The sequence below is a fragment of the Streptomyces sp. NPDC002886 genome, from assembly GCF_042888445.1.
Classification (GTDB): domain Bacteria; phylum Actinomycetota; class Actinomycetes; order Streptomycetales; family Streptomycetaceae; genus Streptomyces.
The window spans coordinates 1-23,025 of the sequence record NZ_JBIAPV010000017.1; the positions used below are offsets into that span (position 1 = coordinate 1).

The window sequence follows — 23,025 nt, forward strand, 5'->3', positions numbered from 1 at the left end:
CCCGTTCCGCCAGGGCGGTGGCGACCGCGGCCGCGGACGACCGGGCCAGCGCCTCCGTGTGGGCGTCCCGCGCGTGCTCCAGCACCGCCGCCGCGCGGGCGGCGGCCCGCGCGGTTGGATGCCAGCCGAGCAGGTGCCTCCACACCAGCGGGCTCCCGGCGAGCGGCCGGGCCACCACCCCGGGGGTCACGGGGAACGTCGCCCGGCACAGCCCCACGGCCCGCCCGACCTGGACGAGGTGCACGCACGATGCCGTGTCCGTCTCGTACACGCACGCCGGGGTGAACCCGGCGCGCACGCACGCCGCCGCGAAGCAGTCCCCGAAGCACCCGTCGCCCGGTACGTCGGTCCAGGCCTCGGCGGCCAGTTCCGCCAGCTCGATCCACGGCCGCTGTGCCAGCGGGTGGTCCTCGGCCAGCATCACGTGCACCGGGTCCCGTGCGACCTCCCGCCACGCGAGCCGTCCCGGCCCCGGCGGGGCGCTCTCCCCGCACACCCCGACCAGGGCGAAGTCCAGCCTGCCGGCGGCCACGCCCCCGGCCACCTCCCGTTCCGACCACGAGGTGTAGGTGGTCACCGGCACTCCCGGTTCCTGCCGGACGATCCGGTCGACGAGCCCGCCCAGGAGCGGCCCGTGCGTCCCCCCGAGCCGGTAGCCGGCCGTGCCCTGCCGGGCGAAGCGCACCGCCTCCTCCTGAAGCTCGCACACGGCCGGCAGCACCACGCGGGCCCGTTCCAGCACCAGCTCCCCGAGCGCGGTGGCCCGTACCCCCTCCCGCCCCCGGAGGAAGAGCGGCCCGTCCAGCGCCCGCTCGATCCGCTTGAGCTGGGTGCTCAGCGCGGGCTGGGTGAGCCCCAGCACGGTGGCCGCGCGGGTCAGGCTGCCGGCGTCGGCGACCGCTCTGACGATCTTGAGATGCCTCAACTCCAGATCCATGACCCGAGCTTGGTCCAGACCTGTACACATCCGCTACGGGTCTACCGCATCCGGAATCGGGCCGGCGGACGGCATCGGGTGTCTGCCCTGCTCAGGAGGGTGCGATGCTTCTTGCACACCGGCATCGAGCCGGCTCGATGAAAGGTGACCCTCATGGCGGCAGGATTCTCGGAGTGGAAGGTCAACCGGCAGTATGCGGAGAACGACCGCGTCGTTCACTTCGGCAGGCAGTACCGGTGCTTGGTGACGCACAAGTCCAATTCCGCCAGCAACCCGGCGACGACCGTCAAGATGTGGCAGCCCTACGCCGGCTGAGCGGCCCGCGGCGAACCGGGCGGCATCCTTTTGGAAGCGCTCTCATTCCTCCGCCCGTCCCGGCGCTAGGCTGTAGACGATCCGGCGACGGCGCAGGTCCGCACCACCTTGCGCGTCGCCGCCCCCGTCCACGAGGAGCGACCGCCTTGCCCGAGCCGTCCCCCGGGTCCCGCCCCACCCTGGAAGCCGTCGCGGCGCGTGCCGGCGTCTCCCGGGCCACCGCCTCGCGGGTCGTCAACGGGGGCGACGGGGTCCGCCAACCGCTGGTCGACAAGGTGCTCCGGGCGGTCGACGAGCTCGGCTACGTCCCCAACCACGCGGCCCGGACGCTGGTGACACGGCGGACGGGCGCGGTGGCCGTCGTCATCGCGGAGCCGGAGGTGCGGATCTTCTCGGACCCCTTCTTCTCCCAGCAGATCCGGGGCATCAGCAAGGAGCTGACCGCCCACGACACCCAGCTCGTGCTGCTGCTGGTGGAGGGGCCGGGCGACTTCGACCGGATCACCCGGTACCTGTCCGGCGGGCACGTGGACGGCGCCCTCGCCTTCTCCCTGCACACGGACGACCCGCTGCACGCGATCACCCGGCGAGCGGGGATCCCGACCGTGTTCGGGGGCCGGCCCGGCTGGACCGCCGGCCCCGGCGAACGGACCGTGCCGTACGTCGACGCCGACAACCGGGGTGGGGCCCGGGTGGCCGTGCAGTACCTGCGGGACCTGGGGCGCGAGCGCATCGCCCACATCGCCGGGCCGCCCGACCAGACCTCGGCGACGGACCGCCTCGACGGCTACCGGGACGTGCTGCTGGACATGGATCCGACGCTCCTCGCCGAGGGCGCCTTCACCGTGGAGAGCGGGGCGCGGGCGATGGCGGAGCTGCTGGACCGGCGGCCCGACCTGGACGCGGTGTTCGTCGCGAACGACCTGATGGCGTCGGGGGCGCTACGGGTCCTGCGGGATCGCGGGATCGCGGTGCCCGGGCAAGTGGCGGTCGTCGGGTTCGACGACATGGATCCGGTGGCCAAGGAGACCGACCCGCCGCTGACCACCGTCCGGCAGGACATCGAGGGCCAGGGGCGGCTGATGGCACGGCTGCTGCTGCGCAGCCTCGACCGTACGGGGAACGGCGCGGGACCGGACTCGGTGATCACCCCGACCATGCTGGTCCGGCGGGCCTCCGCCTGAACCCCGCCGTGCGCCGCGTACGGCGGGTCTCCTTTCCGAGGAGCCGGAGGCCCGGAGACCCGCAGCCCCGGAGACCCGCCGCACCGATCATGCCCGTACTACACGTACGGGATCCTCAGCACCGCCGCGTCCGTGCCCGTCTGCACCTGCGACGTGCCGTTGCCCAGCGCGTTCCAGATCTCCAGACGGACGGTGCCGTTCTTGAGTTCGCCCAGGCTCCCGGTGACGGCCTGCGCGCCGACCGCCTGCGTGTACTCCTCCCAGCCCGCGACCGGGTCGGTCGCGAAGTAGCGGAAGGTTTCGGTCCGGTCGAAGGTGCCGTCACCGGTCAGGTCGTAGCTGACTCGGACCTGCGGGGCGAGCCCGACCTTGGCGCCGGCGTCCACCCGGAGGCGGAAGGCGGTGGAGGCCCCGGCGGAGACCTTGCCGGTGACCTGCTTCGCCTCATAGACGGTCGGCCGGTACGGGGTGCCGTCCCGGTTCACGCCGTCGGCGGAGGCCAGGGTGTCCGCGCCGGCCGGGTCGGTGGTGGCGGTGGTGAGGACGCCGCCGGTCTTGAGGCGGAAGGTGTTGCCGGTGGACGGTCCGGGCTCCTCCGGGTCCGGGTCCGGGTTTCCGGCGCCGGTGCCCGTGGCTGTGGAACGGGCCGGTACGGAGAGGGTCTTGCCGTCCGAGAAGGTCACCGTACGGGCGGTGGAGCCGTGGTTGTGCGCGGTGTAGGTGCGGGTGCCGTTCTTGGTGAAGACGGCTGAGGTGGGCAGGTCGCCGCTGACCGTCATGTCCGGTGCGCCCAGGGTGTTGAGGGTGTTGATCCAGTGGTAGGTGTGGGCCTTGGACTCACCCTGTTCGGGGGTGTAATTGCCGTTCACGCCGTCCCATTTGGTCTTTGCCGACGCCGGATCGGTCAGTGCCTCGAACTCCCAGAGCAGGTCGCGCCACTCCTGGGCCGGGCCGCCGTTCTCGCGCTCCATCTCGGCGATGTTCCGTGTGATGGCGGCCTTCTCGCGGGCCAGGTGCAGTGAACCTCCGGTCACCGGAAGGACGTTGATGCCGTGGATCTCCTCCGGGTTGGCGGTCCACCAGGTGGAGTAGGCGGCGCCGCTCCCCCAGACCATGCCGACCGTGCCGTACTTGTAGGAGGCGGGGAAGACCTGCTCGCTCGCGTCGAACCAGTACTGGGTGATGGCCTCGGACTCCGTCGTCAGCAGGTAGCTGCCGAGGTCGCGGAGCGAGGTGTCGCCGGTCGCCGCGCCCCAGAGCACCAGACCGGCGCTGAGGTTGATCGACTCCGACGAGGACTCCTGGTTGTTGCCCGCCGCGAAGCCCTGGTGGCCGGAGGCCCAGCTGTGACCCGCGTACACGTCGAAGCCGCGCAGGAAGGGGTACGCCGCATCCGTGCGGCTCGGATTGGCGGTGTCGCGGATCAGGTGCTTGGTCATCGCGCCCCAGGCCGAGTCCGCCGCCCAGGCCGGGTCGTACTGGGCGATGATCGCGGCGGCGTAGACGTAGTAGCTGTAGTGGAAGTGGTGGTCGTTGAGCTCGGTGTCGCTGCCGTACGAGGCCGGGTAGCCGGTGAGGGTCTTCCAGTCCTTGTCGTAGCTGAACTCGCTCGCCCCGCCCGCCGTGAACCACTCCTGAAGGCGGCCCTTCATCAGGCCGAGGAGTTTGTCGCGGGTCGCCGTCTGGCCGATCTGGTCGGCCACGGGCACCAGTTGGGCGAGCCGGCCGAGCGCTTTGCCGGTCCAGTAGGTGTCGGTGGCCCCGGAGAACGGGTCGGAGGCATTGGCCACCTCGTTGAGGTAGCCGGTCAGCCGGGCCCGGTCGACGCCGCTGGAGGCGGGCAGGGCGGGCAGCACGCCGTTGTTCTTCTGGCTGGTGGTGAAGGAGGTGGACTCGCGCACCTTCATGGTGCCGCGCGGCGAGACGTACGTGTACGGGGTGAGCGCGTCGGTGGTGTGCAGCCACTGGTGGCGGTAGAGGGCCTGGAGCGTGCCGCGCTCGGTGCCCTCCTTCGCCTCCGTGGTCAGGGTGTAGGTCGCCCGGACGTCGCCGCCGGCGTTCTGCCAGGCCACCTGGGAGCCGGTGACGAAGCTGAACGCGTACTTGCGGTAGGTCGCGAGCGCGTCCGTGGAGGGCAGGACGGCGAGCGAGAAGTAGTCCTTGCCCGCGAGTCCGGCGGTGATCGTGGTGCCGGACACGGTCCAGTCGGCGCCGGTCGGGGCGAAGAGGGCGTAGTGGTGACCGGCGACCGTGATGCCGAGGACGTTGCCGTTGTCCGCGAAGACGGTGGGTGGGGAGGCGGTCGTGACGCGGGCGTCGCCGCCCGAGCCCTTGGCGTACACGAACGGCATGCCGTGGCCGATGGTGGCCCGGAAGGTGCGCGAGCCGTCGGCCCAGTACGGGGTGACCGTCCAGTCCGACCAGGCGTCGGCCTTGGTGTCGGGAGAGTTCAGGCCGGTGAGGCCGACGGTGAGGTCGGCCTTGTGGGCGTACTCGTACTGTCGGCCGTCGCCGACGATCGCGGGCGCGGTCGGGTAGCCGACCTCCAGACCGGAGGCCTTGGCCTGGTAGGTGAGAGGGTGACCGTACATGGGGGTGGAGTACGGGTTGTCGCCGTAGCGCTGGTAGGCGAGGGAGGTCCACCAGTCGTTGGTCGGGACCGGCTTGTCCCGCGCGGCGGCGGTGAGTTTGGGGGTGACGGGGGCGCCGGTGTTCGTCGTGGGTCCCGACGTGCCGGCAGGGCGCGCATCGGTGTAACTGCCGGACCCCGCGGGGATGGTGGCGGCGGCCGCGGGGGAAGCGGCGGGGCCCAGGCCGACGGCGGCCAGTCCGATGGCCAGGAGCGTCGCCACTGCGGGTCTGGAGAGGGAGGCTCGCACGAAACTGCACCTCGATCACGTGGGGGGAAGAGCGCGTTCGAGAGCGCTCTCAAGTGTCATGGAACGTAAATCTTCTGAAACCTGGGTGTCAAGAGAGCGTGCATAAAGGGCAGTTAGCCGCAACGCCAAGCTGTTATGTGTTCGAGTCTTGACGGGGAGGGGTCGGCGGGAGACGCTCCAGACGCACGAACTGAGAGCGCTCTCAGTCAGCTCTCAAGCGTTCTGTTCATCCCGAAGTCAAGGGAGGCTTCCCATGCCCATCGCCCGAGCCGCCAAGAGAGCCACGGCCCGCCTCGGCGCCGTCGTCCTCACAGGAGCCCTCCTCGCCGCCTGTGGGTCCGGCGCCTCGCCGGACTCCTCCGACGGCGCGGGCAAAGAGGTCACCCTCACGGTCGACCTCTTCGGATCCTTCGGGTTCAAGGAGGCGGGCCTCTACGAGGAGTACCAGAAGCTCCACCCCGGCGTGACGATCAAGCAGAGCGACACCCAGGACGAGGCCGACTACTGGAAGTCGCTCCAGACCCGCCTCGCGGGTGGCGGCGGGCTCGCGGACGTGCAGGGCGTCGAGGTGGGCCGGATCGCGTCGGTCACCCAGCAACAGTCCGACAAGTTCCAGGACCTGAAGGCGTTCGGGGCCGACAAGCTCAAGGGCCAGTTCGCCGAGGCCAAGTGGTCGGCGGCGACCACGAAGGACGGCAAGGTCCTCGGCCTCGGCACGGACGTGGGCCCCGAGGCCATGTGCTTCCGCACCGACCTCTTCCAGCAGGCCGGTCTCCCCACCGACCGCGAGGAGCTCGCGAAGAAGTGGTCCACGTGGGACGGCTACCTGGAGCTGGGCAAGGAGTACAAGAAGAAGGCCCCCGCCCAGAGCGCCTGGCTGGACAGCGTCGGCTCCCTCTACGGGGTCATGATCGGCCAGGAGAAGGAGCGGTACTACAACGCCGCCGGCGAGATGATCTACGAGACGAACCCGGCGGTCAAGACGGCCTGGGACACCTCCGTGAAGGCGGCCGAGGCCGGCCTGAGCGCCAAGCTCGACCAGTGGTCCCCGCAGTGGAACCAGGCCTTCGCCGCCGGTTCGTTCGCCACCATCCCGTGCCCGGCCTGGATGCTCGGTTACGTCAAGGGCCAGGCCGGCGCCGCGGGCCAGGGGAAGTGGGACGTCGCCAAGCTCCCCGGCGGCGCGGGCAACTGGGGCGGCTCGTACCTCGCCATCCCGCGTGCGGCCAAGCACAAGGAGGAGGCGTACAAACTGATCGAGTGGCTCACCGCCCCCGAGCAGCAGGCGAAGGTCTTCCAGAAGCAGGGCAACTTCCCCTCCTCGACGGGCGCGATCGCGAAGATCTCGGACGCCGTGGACCCGTACTTCTCGGGCGCCCCGATCGGCCGGATCTTCGGTGACGCGGCCAAGGAGTCCCCGGTCCAGGTCTTGGGCGTGCACGACCAGAACGTGATGCAGCAGCTGACGAACGCGCTCAGCGAGGTCGAGCGCAAGGGAGTCTCCTCGGACAAGGCGTGGGAGACGGCGAAGAAGGGCGTGGCGAACGTGACCGGCTGACGCCGGCCGCGGGACCGGCCGCCCCCGGCCCCACGGCCCTCCTGCCCTCCTGTCCCCTTGGCTCCTCCCACCCCCTCACCCCCTCCTGCCGCGATCCACCGAAGGGCCGCTTCGTGTCCCCCACCTCCACGGCGAAGGCCGGACCCCGCCCGGCCAGAACCGGATCCGGCCCCGGATCCGGCCCCGGGAACGGCCCGGACGACGGTCCGGCCGCCGCTCTCCGTCGCAGCTGGCGCAAGGCCTCCCCGTACGCCTACATCGCCCCCTTCTTCACCCTGTTCCTCGCCTTCGGCCTCTTCCCGCTCCTCTACACGGCGTTCGTCTCCCTCTACCGCGTCGAACTCCAGACGAGCGGCGAGATGGAATGGCGGGGCATCGCCAACTACACCGCGCTCTTCACCGACGCGTACTTCTGGACCGCACTGCGCAACACCTTCACCATCGGCGTGCTGTCCACCGTGCCGCAGCTCGCGATGGCACTGGGCCTGGCCCACCTGCTCAACTACAAGCTGCGCGGGCGGACGTTCATCAGGACCGCGGTCCTGCTCCCCTACGCGACGTCCGTCGCCGCCGCCACGCTCGTCTTCGCGCAGCTCTTCGGCCGCGACTTCGGGCTGATCAACTACGTGATCGGGCTCATCGGTGTCGGCCCGGTGGACTGGCAGACGGGCACCGTCGCCTCGCAGATCGCGGTGTCGACGATCGTGATCTGGCGCTGGACCGGCTACAACGCGCTGATCTACCTGGCGGGCATGCAGTCGATCCCGCACGAGCTGTACGAGGCCGCGGCGATCGACGGGGCCTCTCGCTGGCGGCAGTTCATCCACGTGACCCTTCCCGGACTGCGGCCGACCATCGTCTTCACGGTGATCGTTTCCACGATCGGCGCGACCCAGCTCTTCGGTGAGCCCCTGCTGTTCGAGGGGTCGATCTCCGGCGGCATCTCGCACCAGTACCAGACCCTCGGCCTGTACATGTACGAGCAGGGCTGGGGCTTCTTCCACCTGGGGCGGGCCGCGGCCATCGCCTGGGTGATGTTCGTCCTGATCGTGGTGCTCGTCGGGGTCAACGCCCTGATCGCGCGCCGCCGCGCACGCAAGGAGGCCGGCCGATGACCGCGCTCGCCCCACCGCCGGCCGCACCCGGGAAGCACCGCCCTCCGCGGGAGCGGCCCGCCAGTCGCCCGTGGTACCGGTTCCGCAAGGGCGGTGGAGCCGGGAAGACGATGACGGGCGGCTGGATCGCCTACCTCATCCTCGGATTCGCCCTGCTGGTCTCGGCGTTCCCCTTCTACTGGACGATCGTCGCGGCCAGCCGGTCCAACGCGGACCTGGCGCAGGTGCCGCCGAGCCTGCTGCCCGGCCCGAACCTGATGAAGAACTTCGAGGCGGTCCTCGAAGAGGCCGACATAGGCAAGGCGCTGCTGAACTCGCTGATCGTCTCCGGGTCCGTCACCGTGGGCACGGTGCTCTCCTGCACGCTCGCCGGCTTCGCCTTCGCCAAGCTGAGGTTCCGGGGCCGGGGCGCGCTGCTGACGCTGACGATCGGGACGATGATGATCCCGCCGCAGCTCGGTGTGATTCCGCTGTTCATGCTGATCGCCGAACTCCAGTGGGTGAACCAGCTCCAGGCGGTGATCCTGCCGGGCCTGGTGTCGGCGTTCGGGGTGTTCTTCATGCGCCAGTACCTGATCCAGTCGTTGCCGGACGAACTGATCGAGGCGGCGCGCGTGGACGGGGCCTCCACGGCACGCGTCTTCTGGTCGATCGTGGTCCCGATCGCGCGGCCCGGCATGGCGGTGCTCGGGATGCTCACGTTCATGGCGTCGTGGAACGACTTCTTCTGGCCGGTCGTCGCCCTGTCCTCACAGGAGCCGACCGTGCAGGTCGCGCTGCGGCAGCTCGGCGGCGGCTACGTCAACGACCAGTCGGTCATCATGGCCGGCACGCTGCTCGGCACCCTGCCGGTGCTGCTCGTCTTCGGCCTGCTGGGCCGGCAGATCGTCGGCGGCATCATGCAGGGGGCCGTCAAGGGCTGACGCGTCCGTGCCTTCCGGCGCCCGGTGCGAGCCCGGCCCCACCAGGCCCCGTCCGATCGTCCCGCCTCCTTCCCCCCTCCCCCTACTCCCTGGAGTGTCCGTCTCATGACCGCTGTCGATGCCCGCCCGGCGACCTCCACGGGCACCCGCCCCGGGACCGCGACGGGGCTCCGTTTCCCGACCGGATTCCGTTGGGGCACGGCCACCTCCGCCTACCAGATCGAGGGCGCCGCGGCCGAGAACGGCCGGACGCCCTCCATCTGGGACACCTTCAGCCGTACGCCCGGCAAGGTCCGCAACGGTGACACCGGTGACATCGCCGCCGACCACCTGCACCGGATGCCCGACGACGTGAAGCTGATGAAGGAACTGGGCGTCACGGACTACCGCTTCTCCGTGTCCTGGCCCCGGGTCCAGCCGACGGGGCGGGGCCCGGCCGTGGAGCGTGGCCTGGACTTCTACCGCCGACTGGTGGACGAGCTGCTGGCGAACGGGATCAGGCCGGTCGCGACGCTCTACCACTGGGACCTCCCGCAGGAGCTGGAGGACGCGGGCGGCTGGCCGGAGCGGGACACCGCACAGCGGTTCGCGGATTACGCGGACCTGGTGGCCCGGGCGCTGGGCGACCGGGTGACGACGTGGACGACGCTGAACGAGCCCTGGTGCGGGGCGTTCCTCGGGTACGGAAGCGGGGTCCACGCCCCCGGCCGCACCAGCAACCTGGCCGCACTGCGCGCCGCCCACCACTTCAACCTGGCGCACGGCGGCGCTGTCCGCGTCCTGCGGGACCGCCTCCCGTCCACAGCCGAGATCTCCCTGACGCTGAACCTCCATGCCCTGCGCCCGTTGACGGACACCGCGGCGGACCTCGACGCGGTACGCCGGATCGACGCGGTGGCGAACCGGATCTTCATGGACCCGGTCTTCCACGGGCGCCTGCCCCAGGACCTGGTGGAGGACACGGCGGGGGTGACGGACTGGTCGTTCGTCCGGGACGGTGACCTGGAGGTCACGTCCACCCCGATCGACTCGCTCGGCGTCAACTACTACTCCCCCAGCGTGGTTTCGGCCGGCTCATCGGCTTCCCCCGCGCCCTGGGCGGGCGCCGAGGACCACGTGGCGTTCACCCTGGCGGCGGGCCCGCGCACGGCGATGGACTGGCCGGTGGACGCGAACGGCCTGTACGAGCTGCTGACCCGGCTGCGGGACGAACTCCCGCACCTCCCCCTCCTCGTGACGGAGAACGGGGCGGCGTACGACGACTACGCGGACCCGGCCGGGGAGGTCCACGACCCGGAACGGGTGGAATACCTGGACGCGCACCTGACGGCCGTGCACCGGGCGATCCAGGACGGGGTGGACGTACGCGGCTACTTCCTGTGGAGCCTGCTCGACAACTTCGAGTGGTCGTACGGCTACGGCAAGCGCTTCGGCATCGTCCACGTGGACTTCGCGTCCCAGCGCCGGACGGTGAAGGACAGTGCGCGATGGTACGCGGGGGTGATCGCGCGGGGCGGGCTGGCGCGAGACTGAGGGGACGTCTCCCCTGCTCGCGGCCCTGCGAGCGCGCCAGGGCCGCGAGTGCCGCAAGTCCCGTGAGTGGCGCGAGTGCCGTGAGTGGCGTGAGTGCCGCTCCACGGGAGACCTCCGCGCCGTAGTCTCGGGCCGTGCACGAAAACGAGATCAAACTCAAGGCCATCGCCGCGCTCACCGCCCTGCGCGCGGATGTCGGCGAAGGCCTCGCCTCCGAGCTGCTGGCGGAAGTGACCCCCGATCACTTCCTGGTGCCGGAGGGAGCCGCCCCGGAGGAAGTCGGCAGTGCCGTGCTCGATCAGCTCTCCGCACCGCTGAGCGCTCTGGTCAACGGTTTCATCGCCGCCTTCGCGGCGGTCGCCTACGCGTACGACCAGACCGGCGCGGAGCCCGGTACCGATGCACTCCTCCAGGAACTCGCGCTTCGACTCTCCCGCGAGGACGGTCCGGAGTCGCCCTAACCGGTACGCGCCTCCCCGCCGAGCGGGGGCGGCGGTCTCAGCGCAGATCCGGGCGCGGCGCGCGGGATCCCCTCGGCGCGAGGGAATCCCGCGGGGGCACCGCCCGTTCTTTTCCGCTCTTCTCCGCATCCCGCGATTCGGCTCGCGCACGGGCGGCCCGTAGGCCACGGTGGACCTTCCCGCACCATTCGTGTTCCGAGGAGGCCCGTCATGAACTGGACGCTCGAAGTGGTTCCTGTCCCTGTCACCGACATGGACCGGTCGAAGGAGTTCTACGCGGACAAGGTCGGCTTCACCGTCGACCTCGACAGCGAGGTCGCGCCCGGCATCCGCATCATCCAGCTGACCCCGCCCGGCTCACGCTGTTCGATCGCGCTGGAACACGGGATGCCCCCGGCGCCCGGTACGCGCCAGATGGCACCGGGCACCCTGCAGGGGCTGCAGCTCTGCGTCACCGACATCGAGGCCGCGCGGGAGGAGCTGACGGCGCGGGGTGTGGAGGTGTCGCCGGTGCGGCACGTCGGGGAGAAGGGCTGGGAGGACGGCAAGGGCGACACCTGGAACTCCTTCCTGACCTTCGCCGACCCGGACGGCAACGGCTGGGTCGTCCAGGAAGCGCCCTCGGAGCTGTCGGCTCGCTGACGGCGCACCGCCAGTATTGAACACGTTCAAACCTTCTGCCAGTATGGGCGTCGCGCACCTGTCGGAGCAGCGGGACACGACCCCCTGCCCACCGGACGGGTTGCCACGAGTTCTGGGGGGCTCGCCGCATGCTGATCATGTACGCCGTCTACCTACTGGTCGTCCTCGTCGCTACGGCCGCCCCGGGCGCGATCCTCGGCTTCGGGTGCGTCGCCGCGAGCCGGGCGTGGGCCCGCACCACCAGGATCGCGCTGCTCCTGACCCTCGGGGCGGCCTGCGCGGGGCTGTGGCTCCTGGCCGTGGGCTTCGACAGCCAGTGGGCACCGCCGATCGCGGGCATGTCCTTCGCCGGGACCCTCGTCGCGGGGTTCACGACCCTGGGGCGCCAGGACCGCAGGCTCCTCGCCCAGCAGTACGAGGCCTTGCCCTGGCCCCCTTTGCCGGCGGCGGCCAGGCGCCAGGGCCCCCCTTCGACGCCCGCCGGCACGACCGGCGGGCGGGGCGACGGCGTCAGTGGTCCGATGCCGGCGCCGGCGTGGCCGGGATCGGGACCGGCCCCTGTTCCCGGATCGCCCAGGGAGATCCGTACGCGGTGAGCAGGTCGAGGAAGGGGCGGGGCGGCAGGGCCTCCGGGCCGAGGACTCCGGACCCGGACCACACCTCGGCGGCGAGCAGTTCGAGTGCCACGACCGGGTTGACGGCGGTCTGCCAGACCACGGCCTGGGAGCCGTACTCGCGCATGGACCACTGGTTGTCGACCACGTGGTAGAGGTAGACCTCGCGGGGCAGGTCGTCCTTGGTGCCCTTGACCCAGGTCCCGGCGCAGGTGCGGCCGGTCATCCGGTCCCCGAGGGTCGCCGGGTCGGGCAGGCAGGCCGCGACCACGTCGCGCGGTGAGACGCGGACCGGGCTGCCGTCCTCACCGCGGACGGTGACCGGCTCGGTGGAGTCCAGGCCCAGCGCGTGGAGGGTCTTGAGCTTGCCGATGAAATCGTCGCCGAGGCCGTACTTGAAGGTGACCCGGCGGGCTCCGACCCAGCGCGGGACGAGGAGGACCTCCTCGTGCTCGACGTTGACGCACTCCACGGGGCCGATGCCCTCGGGAAAGTCGAAGACCTCGGGCTCGCTGAAGGGTTCCGTGGTGAACCAGCCGCGCTCGCGCTCGTACACCACGGGAGGGTTCAGACACTCCTCGATCGTCGTCCAGATGTTGAAGGACGGCGCGAAGTCGTAGCCCTCGACGGTCAGATCCGCTCCGTCGCGGATGCCGATCTCCTCGATGTCGTCGAAGAGTTCATCGGCCGCGTAGCGGGCGAAGACGTCCGAGAGACCGGGCTCCACACCCATGCCGACGAGCGCGAGCCGGCCCGACTTCTCCCACTCCGCGGCCCGTTCGAACTGCTCCTCGCCGAGCTTCACCCCGCAGGTGCCGTACGGGTCTTCGGGGTGCGGGCGGGACAGGGACATGGCCATGTCCACGTAATGGGTGCCGGCCGCGAGCGCGGCGTTGAACAGCGGCATCACGAACCGCGGGTCGGTGGCGTTCATCAGGACGTCGCACCCGTGCTCGGTGAGCAGCCGGGCGATCTCCGCCTCGTCGGAGGCGTCCGCGCGGCAGGCGGTGAAGCGTCGCTCCGCCTCGCCGAGGGCGGCGACGGCGGCCTCGGCGCGGGCCAGGTCGTAGTCGGCGACGACGAATCGGTCGAAGAAGCCGCGGCGGGCGGCGATCTTGACGATCGCGCTCCCGACACCGCCGGCACCCACAAGCAGAACACGCATGACGAGGTCCTCTCTCGGTGGGGCGTGCGCCCCAGGGGGCTGATGGAACCGCCTGCGAGGAGTTAAGGTCAATGCTGTTGGCATAAGGCTGCGACACGAGGGCACCAAAGGGTCCGGGAGGCGAGTCCGCGATGCCGAAGGACGTGGTTCCGGAGGAGGCCCGCCGAAGGCGGCGGCCGACCCGGCAGGGCACGGTGCTCACCGAGCGGCTGATCGTCGAGACGGCGCTGCGGATGGTGCGGGAGCACGGAAGCGCGGGCCTGACCGCCCGGCGGCTCGGCACCGCCCTGGGCGCGGACCCCAGCACCCTCTACCGCTACTTCGACGGCATGGACGGGCTCACCCTGGCCATCGGCGAGGAGCTCATCGGCCGGGCTCTCGCCGGCTGGGCCCCCACCGGGCGGTGGCGCGAGGACCTGCGCTCCCTGGGCCTGCGCATCCACGGCGCCTACCTCGCCCATCCCCAGGCCGCCCTGCTGACGGCGAGCCGGGTGACCGGGCGGCCCAGGGAGATCGCGGCCGACGAGGCCATCCTCGGCAGTCTGCGCGGCGCGGGGTTCGGCGACGAGGACGCCGTGCGGATTTATCACGCCTACATCGACCAGTGCCTGGCCTTCGCCGCGCTCGACGCGGGTTCCCTGGCCTTGACGGAGCAGGCTCGGGAGTCCGATGAGGAGCGGTGGGAGTCGACGTACGCCCGCCTGCCGGCCGGGACGTACCCGAACATCGCGGCCACCGCCGGGCTCCTCGCGGCCCGGATGCCGCACAGCGCCTATCCGGTCGCGCTGGACATGCTGCTGGAGAGCGCCGAGCGCGAGCTGGCCGGTGCGGGCGGGACCGGCGGGCTCTGAGCACGGGCTCCGAGGGGCCGGCTCCGAGGGCCTGCTCCGAGGGCATCACCTTCCATCGCCTTCACCGCCTTCGGAGCCGGGTCGTCCGTGTTGGGTCAGTGGCTTCCCAGGAGTTCGGCGCCCAGCGGGGTGACGGTGTGCACCACGGACTTGCCGCGCCGGCTGGTCGTGATCAGATGCGCGTTGCGCAGGACCGTCGCGTGCTCGCTCGCCGCCGCGATCGAGACGTTCAGGCGCCGCGCCAGCTCCGTGGTGCTGCACCCTTCGGCGGCCACTTGCAGTGCGGCGGCCCGCGTGCGCCCCAGCAGTGCGCCCAGCGACTGGTCGGCGGACCGCGCCGCACCCCACAGGGTGGCCGCCGCCGCCGTGTCGCCGACGGTGGGTAGGGCGAGCGTGGGCGCCGCGGTGTCGTCCTGCGAGTCCCACAGGAGCCTCGGCTCCCGCCAGAGGAAGACCGTGGGAGCGATGACGAGACCGCGCCCCCCGAGATGGACGTCGACGTTCCGGTGGTACGGCATCTCCAGTACGGGAGCCCGCCACCGCACCAGGGGGGCGCACATGCCCTCCAGCAGGCGTTCGATCCCGCCGTCGAGCAGGGTCCGGGCGAAGGTGGTCCGTACGCCCTCCAGATGGGCTCTCGCGCTGTTCCAATAGGGCGCCACGAGCGCCTCGTTGCAGGCGGTGAGCCCCGCGGCGAAGTCCCTGCGGGCCTCGAGGTCGCCCTCCGCCAGCTTCCGGGCCCACGGCAACTGCGAGGGGTGGAAGTCGATGTGTTCGAACTCGGTCCGCAATCGGGCGGGCGATGCCCGGAGCAGGTTGTCGATTCCCTCCTCGACGGATGGCGTGTCACCCATCAGCACCGTCAAATCGACATCCGGTCCGTCCAGGGCCAGCAGGCTCGTGACCGGGCGGGCCCGCTCCCCCAACCGCCCGCGGACGGCCTCCCGCCAGGGGCGGAAGGGCAGGGCCGCCGCGGCGCAGTCGCGCAGCAGCCTCAGGCCGTACATCGTCTCCGAGGCCGCTCCGATCGTCACGGACACGCGGGTCCGGGCCAGATCCTCGGCGGTGAAATATATGCGCAGCACCGAGCATCCCCCCAACGCAGTTCGCTCGAGCGCCACTTGATCGTCAAGCGCAGTCTGCGCCCTGCCCGGGACTCCGTCCAGGACCTATTCCGGCCAAGACGACCGGGGCGGTGGTGCGGTGCGGTTCCGCGAACGGAACCCGAGAGGGCGTCAGTTCAACGCCCGGCGGTAGAAGGCGATCTTCTCGCGGACGTAGGCCTGTTGTCCCCGCAGGTGGGCGATGTGCTCCTCCACCTGCTCGTCGTGCCGCTCCAGCAGGGCCAGGCGATCGGCGAAGGTTCCGTCGCCGTCGCGGACGAGGCCGGCGAAGCGCCGCATCTCGGCGATCGGCATCCCGGTGTCGCGCAGGCAGCGCAGCACGGCGAGCCACTGGAGATCGTGCTCGGTGAAGCGGCGGTGGCCGGTGCGCGAGCGGTGGACGGCGCCCAGCAGACCGATGCGCTCGTAGTACCGCAAGGTGTCCAGGCTGAAGCCCGACCGCTCGACCGTCTCGGCCGGGGTCAGGTACTCGGTCGTGGGTGCGCTCATGCGGGGATCATGCCATCGGCGGTAGCGGGCCGCCGAGCGGTTTGACCTGGACCGCGCTCCAGATGACACCGTTCCTCACGCGGCTCCCGGCGACCGACGCCGATGGCCCGCCCGCCACCCCACCCACGTCCGCAGAGGAACTCCCATGCGTTTTCGCACCCTTGGCCTGCGCGCTGACGGCACCCCCGGCCCCACGGTGAGCACGCTCTGCCTCGGCACCCTGCCGTTCGGCACCCGCATCGACGAGCGGCGCGCGATCGAGCTGCTGGACCGGTTCGTCGAACGCGGCGGCACCTTCATCGACACCGCCGACTGCTACTCCTTCTGGCTCGACGGCGCGAACGGCGACGAGAGCGAGCTGGTGATCGGACGCTGGCTCGCCGCGCGCGGCAACCGGGACGAGGTCGTACTGGCCAGCAAGGTCGGCGCCCGGCCGACCGGACCCGGCGCGTGGCCGGGCACCGCGGAGGGGCTGTCGGCCGCAGCCGTCCGGGCCGGCGTCGAAGGCAGCCTCGAGCGGCTCGGCACCGACCGGCTCGACGTCCTGTACGCACACATGGAGGACCGCCGGCCGCCGCTGGCCGAGACGGTCGCGGCGTTCGGCGGACTCGTCGCCGACGGCACCGTCGACGTCTTGGGCGTCAGCAACCAGCTCACCTGGCGCATCGACCGGGCCCGTGCGCTGGCCCGCGAGCAGGGAGTGGCCGGATACAGCTGCGTACAGCAGCAGTACACCTACCTCCGGCCCCGGCCGGGCGCGACCTTCGGTTCCTGCGAGCACGCGACGCCGGAACTGCTCGACTACGTCCGCAGCGAACCCGGCGTCACACTGCTCGCCTACACCTCCCTGCTGGCCGGCGCGTACACGGACCCCGCCAAGCCCGTCCCGAGCGGCTTCGATCACTCGGGCACGGCAGGCCGGTTGGCCGCGCTGCGTGACGTGGCCGCCGAGACCGGCGCGACCGCCAACCAAGTCGTCCTGGCCTGGCTGCTCGGTGGCGACCTGCCCGTCCTGCCCGTCGTCGGTGCCTCGACCCTCGCGCAGCTCGACGAGGCCCTGGACGCCGTCACCCTGGACCTGACCCCGGCGCAGCGCGCCCACCTCGACCAGGCGTAGGGCCGGCCGGCGCGAACGGTCGCGTGGTCAGCGCCGGCCCGGCCCCTGCTGGGCGCCGGGCCGGCGGGCGGCGAGGGCCCCTGAACCGCCGAGCAGGCCCAGCGCGAGCAGGAGCGGTGCCCACGGCGTCCCGGCTCCGTGCGCTTGGGGCGAGACCCTGCGCCCCGGGTCGTAGGAGACCTTGATCCGTTCGCCCTGTGGTGCCAGGCGGCGGTCGCCCTTGAGCTCGGTCGGGTAGCCGTCGGGGCAACTCAGCACATGGCGGTAGACCGTTCTGGGCGGGGGGCCGCCCTCGCCCGAGGAACCCTGCGTCTTCTCGTGAACCTCGGAGACCAGGCAGTCGGCGACCGCCCCCCGCACGACCGTCCGATCGGCCAGGGCCACCAGCGTCAGCAGCCCCAGCACCAGGAAGATCGCCCCGAAGATGCCGGCACTGCCGTGGACCAGCCTGACGTACCCGACCCAGGCGCCCACGAGCATCACCGCTCCCACGGCGACCGCGACCGGTAGTGGCTGTGCCATCTCCGGAGCGGGGCTGATCGTCGGAGGGTACAATCCCTGCGACCGATGCGCGCCAGGTGACCAGGTGGTCTCACCCGACGGCATCGGTCTCCCGTGGGGGGACCTGCCATGGGCGCCGGGGAGCAGACGCCTCGCCGCTTCGCGTGCCTGGGACGCGGCTCACTTCCAGGCAGCGCACCGCAGTGTAGAAATCATCAGAAGAATGAGACGGACTCATGGCCCATGCCGCAATAACGTCGACGGATGGGCATGTTCCGCCCACGCCCGCAGCCTCCGGCCCGGCGCCCGCGGAGACGGCCGGACGGAGGTCCGCGCCCCGCCTGTACGCGCTCGACGGGCTGCGTCTGCTCGCCGCCCTCGCCGTCCTCTCGTTCCACTGGACCGCCTTCGCGGGCGTACCCGAGGTCTGGGGCGGCAAGGTCCCGTCCGACTTCATGCCGGACATCGCCCGGGTCACCTCGTACGGCTGGCTCGGCGTGCAGCTGTTCTTCATCATCAGCGGCTTCGTGATCTGCATGAGCTGCTGGGGGCGCAAGCCGGGCGACTTCTTCGTCTCCCGGGTCATCCGTCTCTTCCCCGGCTACTGGGCGGCCGTCCTGCTGACCGCGGGCGTGCTCCTGCTGGTGCCCCACCTCGGCCGGCCCGGGGCTCGCGCCGGTCTGGACCTCCCGACCGTGCTCGCGAACTTCACCATGTTCGTCAGCCCGCTCGGCTACCACTACGTCGACGGCGTCTACTGGACGCTCTGGATGGAGCTGCAGTTCTATCTGCTCTTCGCCATCGTCGTGACCATGGGCCTCACCTACCGCCGGGTCGTCGCGTTCTGCGGCATCTGGGCCGCGGCCGCGCTGCTCGCCCCGCAGACGAAGATCCCGCTCCTGGAGAGCTTCGCCATGCCCCAGGAGTCCCCGTTCTTCATAGCCGGCGTGGCCATGTTCCTGATGTACCGGTTCGGACCGAACCTGCTCCTGTGGGGCATCGTCGGATTCTCCTGGCTCGTCGCGATGAGCCGCATAGGCGGGATGAAGCACACGTACGAGAACGCCACCGGGCACCCGCTGTCCTGGACGGTCGTCGCCGCGATCATCACCCTCTGCTATCTGGTGATCATCATGGTCGCCCTGGGCCACCTCGACCGGATCCAGTGGAAGTGGCTGACCGTCGCCGGAGCCCTCACCTACCCGCTCTACCTCATCCACCAGGAAGCCGGCTGGACCCTGATCCACTGGCTGCGCACCCTGGGCATCGGATCGGGCGCCGCGCTCGCCGTCGCCCTGGCCGTCGCGCTCCTCACGGCCTGGCTCATCCACCGGGTCGTGGAACGACCGCTCAGCGGTCTGATGAAGCGCGGGCTGAACAAGTCCCTCGGCACGATGCGTGCGGCGTCCGACGCCCGCGACCACCAGCAGTAGGCCTGTCAGCAGGTCTTTCGGTAAGGGAGATCCGGGAGGTAGGTGCGCCAGTCGGAGCGGGACAGTCCCGTTCCGGCCCGGGTGCAGACGGACTCCGCGAGTTGGACCGGGGCCACCTGGTGGGTGCGGACGGTGCTGTGTTCGCCCGCGCTGTGCAGGGTGTGGCCGTCGGGAGAGAAGGCGACGGCGACGATCCCGTCGCCGGGGGTCGGCAGCGGTGATCCCAGCGGCCGGCCCGAGTTCACGTCCCAGAGCCGGAGCGTGCCGGAGGCGGCCGCCACCGCCAGGGTCCGGCCGTCGGGGGAGAAGGCCAGGGCGGTGACGGCCTTGGCTGAGTCGGAGCCCACCGCGTCGAATCCGGCCGGGAGGGTGGCCAGCCGTCGCTCGGCCCGTCCGTCCCACAGGGTGACCGCGCCGGTCGTGTCACCGACCGCCAGGCGCGTGCCGTCGGGGCTGTAGGCCAGTACCCCGCCCGGTTCCATGGCGTGGCCCCGTTCGGTGCGCCGGCCGGTGGGGATGTCGTAGGTGGTCGAGGAGGTCGCGAGCAGTCGGCCGTCGGGGCGGACCGTGACCGGGGCGGACCGGGTGCTCCGGGAGGCCGCCATGGAGGAGCCCCGGTCCTTCGTGAGGTCCTGCGGCCGGGTCCGGCGGCCGCTCGCCAGGTCCCGGACGTCCAGGGTGTCGACGCCCGCGCGCGTCGTGAGCAGGGACCGGCCGTCGGGTGAGACGGCCATGCCCGTGATGGGCATCCGGGCGGCGAGCGACGGTTCCGGGTCCGTGGGGAGGGGGCGGGCGGTGTTCGCCGATATGTCCCACAGCGCCGGCTCCCGGGCGCTCTCGCGCCGTCCGTCTCCGGCCTCCGCGCCTTCGGCGAAGTCGGTCCGGGCCTGGGCGAGGGTGCGTCCGTCGGGGGTGAGCGCCAGGAGGACGCGGCAGTCGTGCGCGGTGGGCGATTCCTCGGGTGTTCCCGTGGACGCCGCCGGCGCCGCCTTCGGGCAGTCGGCCGGCGGGGTGCGGGCGGTGCGCCGGCCGTCGGCGACGTCGTAGGCCTCGGACCAGGTGCTGTCGCCCTGCCGGCGGTCGACCGCGACGGTCGTGCCGTCCGCGCTGAAGGTGCCGGTCGATGCCGGTTCGGGGTTCCAGTCCGGTGTCGTGGCCGGTCCGTAGGAGATCGTACGCACCGTGGTGTCCCCGAGCCGGCGTTCGGTCAGGTACCTGAGGACGCCGTCTTTCGGGTCGATGCGGAGCTGGGAGGCGGCCCCGTTGGCGAGGGAGTACCGGAAGACCGGCCGGTCGGGCGCGGCGATCCGCCACATCAGGATCTCCCGGCCGTCGACGGCCGCGGCGAACCGGCCGTCGGGGCTGGTGGTCACCTCGGTCAGGCCGTTGTGGTTGATCCCGGCCGCCTCCCGGCCCGTGACCGGGTTCCACAGGCTCAGGCCGCCCGGCTCGTGGCTCATGAGGACGGCGCCGTCGCCTGTGAACCGGAACGACTCGACGGCGCACCCGCCGGGTCGGGCGGCGGGCAGCTCGGTGCCCCGGGCCACGTCCCAGACCCGCAGGGGCACCTCGCTCCGTTCGAAGGGGCTCGCCGCGTCCCCTCCCCTGGCGCACAGGGCCAGGTGGCGTCCGTCGGGGCTCAGTGCCCACAAGGGATGCCGGCCGGTCGGCACCTCCAGCAGGGTCCGGCCGCTCCGTGCGTCCCGGAGCGAGAGCCGGCCGGTGGCACCGTTCATGTCCAGGTTGGCGACGACCTGGTCGGCGGCGGTCCAGACGATCGAAGCGCCCGCCGGTCGGGGCGCGGCGTCCAGCGCCTTCCCGGACACCAGGTCCAGTCGGCGGGCCCCGCCACCGGCTACGGGATCCGCCTTCCCCTCGCCCCCTTGCAGCAAGGCGGTGCGGCCGTCCGGAGAGATCCCGCGGAACAGGGCGGCCGGGTCGAGGGCCGTCTCCGGGCCGATCGCCGTCCTCTTCGTGACGTCCCAGGCGCGTACGGAGTCGATGTCGACGGTGACCGCGATGCGGCCGTCCGCGCTCAACCGGACCGGGAGCGCCGGGTGGGAGGTCCAGGGGCCCGCCTCGTCGGGCACGTCGTAGGCGTCGGACTCGGCCTGGACGGACGCCGCCAGCAGCGCCGACCGGGTCTCGGCGGTCTCGGCGACCCGCCAGGCGGCCAAGCTCAACCGCATCGCCAGGGCGGGGTCGGAGCTCCGTAGCCCCTGGGCCACGGCCGCCAGTTGACCGGCGGCGAGTTCCTCTCCCTTGGCCCGCCGGATCTCGGCGTCGACCCGCTGGCGGACGTTGTCGCGGCCCTGCTGCCAGGCGTTCGTGCTCGCCACCGTGAGGAGGACGAGCAGGAGGGTGACGACGGAGGTCACGCCGCGCCGTATCCGGCGGGTACGGGCCCGGGACGCGAGGCCGGCGTGCAGGAACTCCCGCTCCACCGGGACGAGTTCGGCAGCGCGGTCGGTGTCGCCCGCGAAGGTGGCCTCGGCCTCGGCCAGTTCCCCTCCGCGCAGGAGCGCCCCCGCGTCGCGCCGGCGGGTCAGCCAGTTCTCGGTGGCCTGGGTCAACCGCCGGTGGCGTCGCATCCGTTCGCGGTCGGTGTCGATCCAGCCGCTCAGCCGCGGCCATGCGGTGATCAGGGCTTCGTGCGCCAGGTCGACGACGTCCCGGTCGAGGGTGACGAGCCGGGCCCGGGCCAGCCGGTCCAGCACGGCCCCCGCCTCGCCCGCCTCCGGCGAGTCCGGGGGCACGAGGGTGTCGCGGGGTACGGGCCGCCGGGTGTCGGGGGCTCCGTCGCCGGGGCCGCCGTCTCCGGAACCTCCGTCTCCGCGGCCTCCGTCGCCGGGGGTGATCAGGTTCAGCAGGAGGCGGCGCGCGACGGGGGCGCGGTCGGGCCCGAGCTCCGCGTACACCTCCTCGGCGGTCTGGGCCAGGGCGCCGCGCAGCCCGCCGGCCGCCTCGTGTCCGGCCAGGGTCAGCGTGCGCCCGCGACGGCGCCGCCAGGTCTCCAGCAGGGCGTGGGAGAGCAGCGGCAGGCTGCCGGGTTCGCGGGTGACCTCGTCCACGAGCCGGGCCGTGAGGGCGCGTTCGACGGTGAGGCCGGCCGCCGCCGCGGGGCGCACGATGGCGCCGCGCATCTCCTCGGCGGTCAGCGGGCCCACGGGGAGGGTCGCGGCCCGGGCGGCCTCGGCGAGGGCGGGGTGGGCCAGGCAGTTCGCGTAGAAGTCGGCGCGCACGCCGAGCACCACGCGGATCCGGCTTCCGGGGTGGCGGGCGGCGAGGAGGGCCGCGAGGAAGTCCTCCCGTTCCTCGGGGTCCGCGCCGAGCGTGAAGACCTCTTCGAACTGGTCGACGATCAGCCAGGTCTCGCCGTCCGCGGCGGCCGGGGTGAGGACCGGCGCGTGGGTCCGCATCGGGTGTTCGCCGGGGGTGAGGACGCGCAGGGCCGCGGCGGGCGGCAGCGGCGGCTCGGAGCGGCGCAGCCGCGGGATGAGGCCGGCCCTCAGCAGGGAGGACTTGCCGCTGCCGGAGGGGCCGAGGACGACGGTGAAGCGGTGTTCGGCCACCAGGGCCGTCAGGTGGTCGGTCAGGCGTTCCCGGCCGAAGAACACCGACTCGTCCTCGGGTTCGAAGCGCGTCAGGCCTCGGTAGGGCGGAGTTCCGCCGCCGTCGGCGCCGAGCGCGAGGCAGGCGGCTTCGGTCTCGGCCGCGGTCTCGGCCGCGGCCTCGCGCCAGCGTCGTTCCCATTCCGCACGGGCGCCGCCGCAGGCCTCGGCGTAGGCCAGCGTCACGGGCAGGCTCGGGAGCCGGTTCCCGGCGGCGGCCTGGGAGAGGGCCGTCACCGAATAGCCGGCCCGCGCGGACAGTTCCCGGTAAGGGACGAAGCCGGCCGTGCGGCGCAGGGCGCGGAGGTCGGCGGCGAACCGGGCGGTGGGGCCAGCCTGTGGATCGAGCGCCTTCTCCGGCCTTCCCGCACCGCTTCCCATGCCGCTCCGCTCCCCCGAGATCAAGATCTTTTCCACCGTAGGAGGCGGACCCGGCGGCCACAAGGGCCTCTTCGGCCACGGAAAACAATTGTTCAGTCGCCCGGATGGAGGCTGCTGAACAATGCGCGAGCCGGTGGACTGCTGTCGTACGCCGGTCGCCGCACGGCCCGAACGGCTCGTCCCGCCCACCTC

19 protein-coding genes are annotated in these 23,025 nt (G+C 71.9%); 12 read left to right on the top strand and 7 right to left on the bottom strand.

What is annotated here, in order from left to right; all coding sequences use genetic code 11:
- A partial coding sequence (locus ACFYYB_RS40200) for a LysR family transcriptional regulator (protein ID WP_389443330.1) occupies nucleotides 1–937 on the bottom strand: 937 nt, incomplete at its 3' end.
- A 153-nt stretch (nucleotides 938–1,090) separates the two neighbouring features.
- On the opposite strand from ACFYYB_RS40200, the gene ACFYYB_RS40205 reads away from it, so the two are divergent.
- Together ACFYYB_RS40205 and ACFYYB_RS40210 are read left to right on the top strand one after the other, a co-directional pair.
- The gene (locus tag ACFYYB_RS40205; protein WP_243337014.1) at nucleotides 1,091–1,252 is read left to right on the top strand and encodes a carbohydrate-binding protein; all 162 of its coding nucleotides are present in this window, start codon (nucleotides 1,091–1,093) and stop codon (nucleotides 1,250–1,252) included.
- Nucleotides 1,253–1,398: 146 nt separating this feature from the next.
- Nucleotides 1,399–2,436, top strand: coding sequence for a LacI family DNA-binding transcriptional regulator (locus ACFYYB_RS40210; protein ID WP_389443332.1), 1,038 nt, complete (start codon nucleotides 1,399–1,401; stop codon nucleotides 2,434–2,436).
- A gap of 98 nt (nucleotides 2,437–2,534) precedes the next feature.
- Here the strand turns inward: ACFYYB_RS40210 and ACFYYB_RS40215 are convergent, their stop codons facing one another.
- On the bottom strand, nucleotides 2,535–5,315 hold the full coding sequence (locus tag ACFYYB_RS40215; protein WP_389443334.1) for a glycosyl hydrolase: 2,781 nt from the start codon (nucleotides 5,313–5,315) through the stop codon (nucleotides 2,535–2,537).
- Nucleotides 5,316–5,568: 253 nt separating this feature from the next.
- Here ACFYYB_RS40215 and ACFYYB_RS40220 point away from each other — a divergent pair, with 253 nt between their 5' ends.
- From ACFYYB_RS40220 to ACFYYB_RS40250, 7 genes are all read left to right on the top strand, one after another.
- Nucleotides 5,569–6,873 (top strand): ABC transporter substrate-binding protein, encoded by a 1,305-nt coding sequence (locus tag ACFYYB_RS40220; RefSeq protein ID WP_389443336.1) that lies wholly within the window; start codon nucleotides 5,569–5,571, stop codon nucleotides 6,871–6,873.
- A gap of 113 nt (nucleotides 6,874–6,986) precedes the next feature.
- Entirely contained in the window at nucleotides 6,987–7,988 is a 1,002-nt protein-coding gene (locus ACFYYB_RS40225; RefSeq protein WP_389443338.1) for a carbohydrate ABC transporter permease, read from the top strand.
- On the top strand, nucleotides 7,985–8,911 hold the full coding sequence (locus ACFYYB_RS40230; protein ID WP_389443340.1) for a carbohydrate ABC transporter permease: 927 nt from the start codon (nucleotides 7,985–7,987) through the stop codon (nucleotides 8,909–8,911). Before ACFYYB_RS40225 ends, ACFYYB_RS40230 begins: the two co-directional genes overlap by 4 nt.
- Before the next feature lie 105 nt (nucleotides 8,912–9,016).
- Nucleotides 9,017–10,444, top strand: coding sequence for a GH1 family beta-glucosidase (locus ACFYYB_RS40235; protein ID WP_389443342.1), 1,428 nt, complete (start codon nucleotides 9,017–9,019; stop codon nucleotides 10,442–10,444).
- Nucleotides 10,445–10,578: 134 nt separating this feature from the next.
- Nucleotides 10,579–10,905: a hypothetical protein gene (locus ACFYYB_RS40240; RefSeq protein WP_389443344.1), complete on the top strand. Its 327-nt coding sequence runs from the start codon at nucleotides 10,579–10,581 to the stop codon at nucleotides 10,903–10,905.
- A gap of 210 nt (nucleotides 10,906–11,115) precedes the next feature.
- The gene (locus tag ACFYYB_RS40245) at nucleotides 11,116–11,547 is read left to right on the top strand and encodes a VOC family protein (RefSeq protein WP_389443346.1); all 432 of its coding nucleotides are present in this window, start codon (nucleotides 11,116–11,118) and stop codon (nucleotides 11,545–11,547) included.
- A 128-nt stretch (nucleotides 11,548–11,675) separates the two neighbouring features.
- Nucleotides 11,676–12,143 carry a hypothetical protein gene (locus ACFYYB_RS40250; protein ID WP_389443348.1) on the top strand — a complete coding sequence of 156 codons (468 nt, stop codon included), beginning with the start codon at nucleotides 11,676–11,678 and terminating at the stop codon, nucleotides 12,141–12,143.
- Here the strand turns inward: ACFYYB_RS40250 and ACFYYB_RS40255 are convergent.
- A complete protein-coding gene (locus ACFYYB_RS40255) occupies nucleotides 12,058–13,326 on the bottom strand; it encodes a saccharopine dehydrogenase C-terminal domain-containing protein (RefSeq protein ID WP_389443350.1) in 1,269 nt (422 codons plus the stop codon). The genes ACFYYB_RS40250 and ACFYYB_RS40255 overlap by 86 nt on opposite strands.
- A gap of 131 nt (nucleotides 13,327–13,457) precedes the next feature.
- Between ACFYYB_RS40255 and ACFYYB_RS40260 the strand changes: the two genes are divergently transcribed.
- Nucleotides 13,458–14,177 carry a TetR/AcrR family transcriptional regulator gene (locus ACFYYB_RS40260; RefSeq protein WP_389443352.1) on the top strand — a complete coding sequence of 240 codons (720 nt, stop codon included), beginning with the start codon at nucleotides 13,458–13,460 and terminating at the stop codon, nucleotides 14,175–14,177.
- Between the two features lie 95 nt (nucleotides 14,178–14,272).
- On the opposite strand, the gene ACFYYB_RS40265 is transcribed toward ACFYYB_RS40260, so the two are convergent.
- On the bottom strand, nucleotides 14,273–15,262 hold the full coding sequence (locus ACFYYB_RS40265) for an ArsR/SmtB family transcription factor (RefSeq protein WP_389443354.1): 990 nt from the start codon (nucleotides 15,260–15,262) through the stop codon (nucleotides 14,273–14,275).
- Between the two features lie 150 nt (nucleotides 15,263–15,412).
- Nucleotides 15,413–15,790: a MerR family transcriptional regulator gene (locus tag ACFYYB_RS40270; protein ID WP_389443356.1), complete on the bottom strand. Its 378-nt coding sequence runs from the start codon at nucleotides 15,788–15,790 to the stop codon at nucleotides 15,413–15,415.
- Between the two features lie 145 nt (nucleotides 15,791–15,935).
- Here ACFYYB_RS40270 and ACFYYB_RS40275 point away from each other — a divergent pair, with 145 nt between their 5' ends.
- Nucleotides 15,936–16,907 (top strand): aldo/keto reductase, encoded by a 972-nt coding sequence (locus ACFYYB_RS40275; RefSeq protein ID WP_389443358.1) that lies wholly within the window; start codon nucleotides 15,936–15,938, stop codon nucleotides 16,905–16,907.
- A gap of 27 nt (nucleotides 16,908–16,934) precedes the next feature.
- Here ACFYYB_RS40275 and ACFYYB_RS40280 read toward each other — a convergent pair whose 3' ends face one another.
- Nucleotides 16,935–17,429 (bottom strand): hypothetical protein, encoded by a 495-nt coding sequence (locus ACFYYB_RS40280; protein WP_389443360.1) that lies wholly within the window; start codon nucleotides 17,427–17,429, stop codon nucleotides 16,935–16,937.
- A 215-nt stretch (nucleotides 17,430–17,644) separates the two neighbouring features.
- On the opposite strand from ACFYYB_RS40280, the gene ACFYYB_RS40285 reads away from it, so the two are divergent.
- Nucleotides 17,645–18,841 carry an acyltransferase family protein gene (locus ACFYYB_RS40285; RefSeq protein ID WP_389443362.1) on the top strand — a complete coding sequence of 399 codons (1,197 nt, stop codon included), beginning with the start codon at nucleotides 17,645–17,647 and terminating at the stop codon, nucleotides 18,839–18,841.
- 5 nt (nucleotides 18,842–18,846) lie between these two features.
- Here the strand turns inward: ACFYYB_RS40285 and ACFYYB_RS40290 are convergent, their stop codons facing one another.
- On the bottom strand, nucleotides 18,847–22,833 hold the full coding sequence (locus ACFYYB_RS40290; RefSeq protein WP_389443364.1) for a DNA-binding protein: 3,987 nt from the start codon (nucleotides 22,831–22,833) through the stop codon (nucleotides 18,847–18,849).
- Nucleotides 22,834–23,025 lie beyond the last annotated feature (192 nt).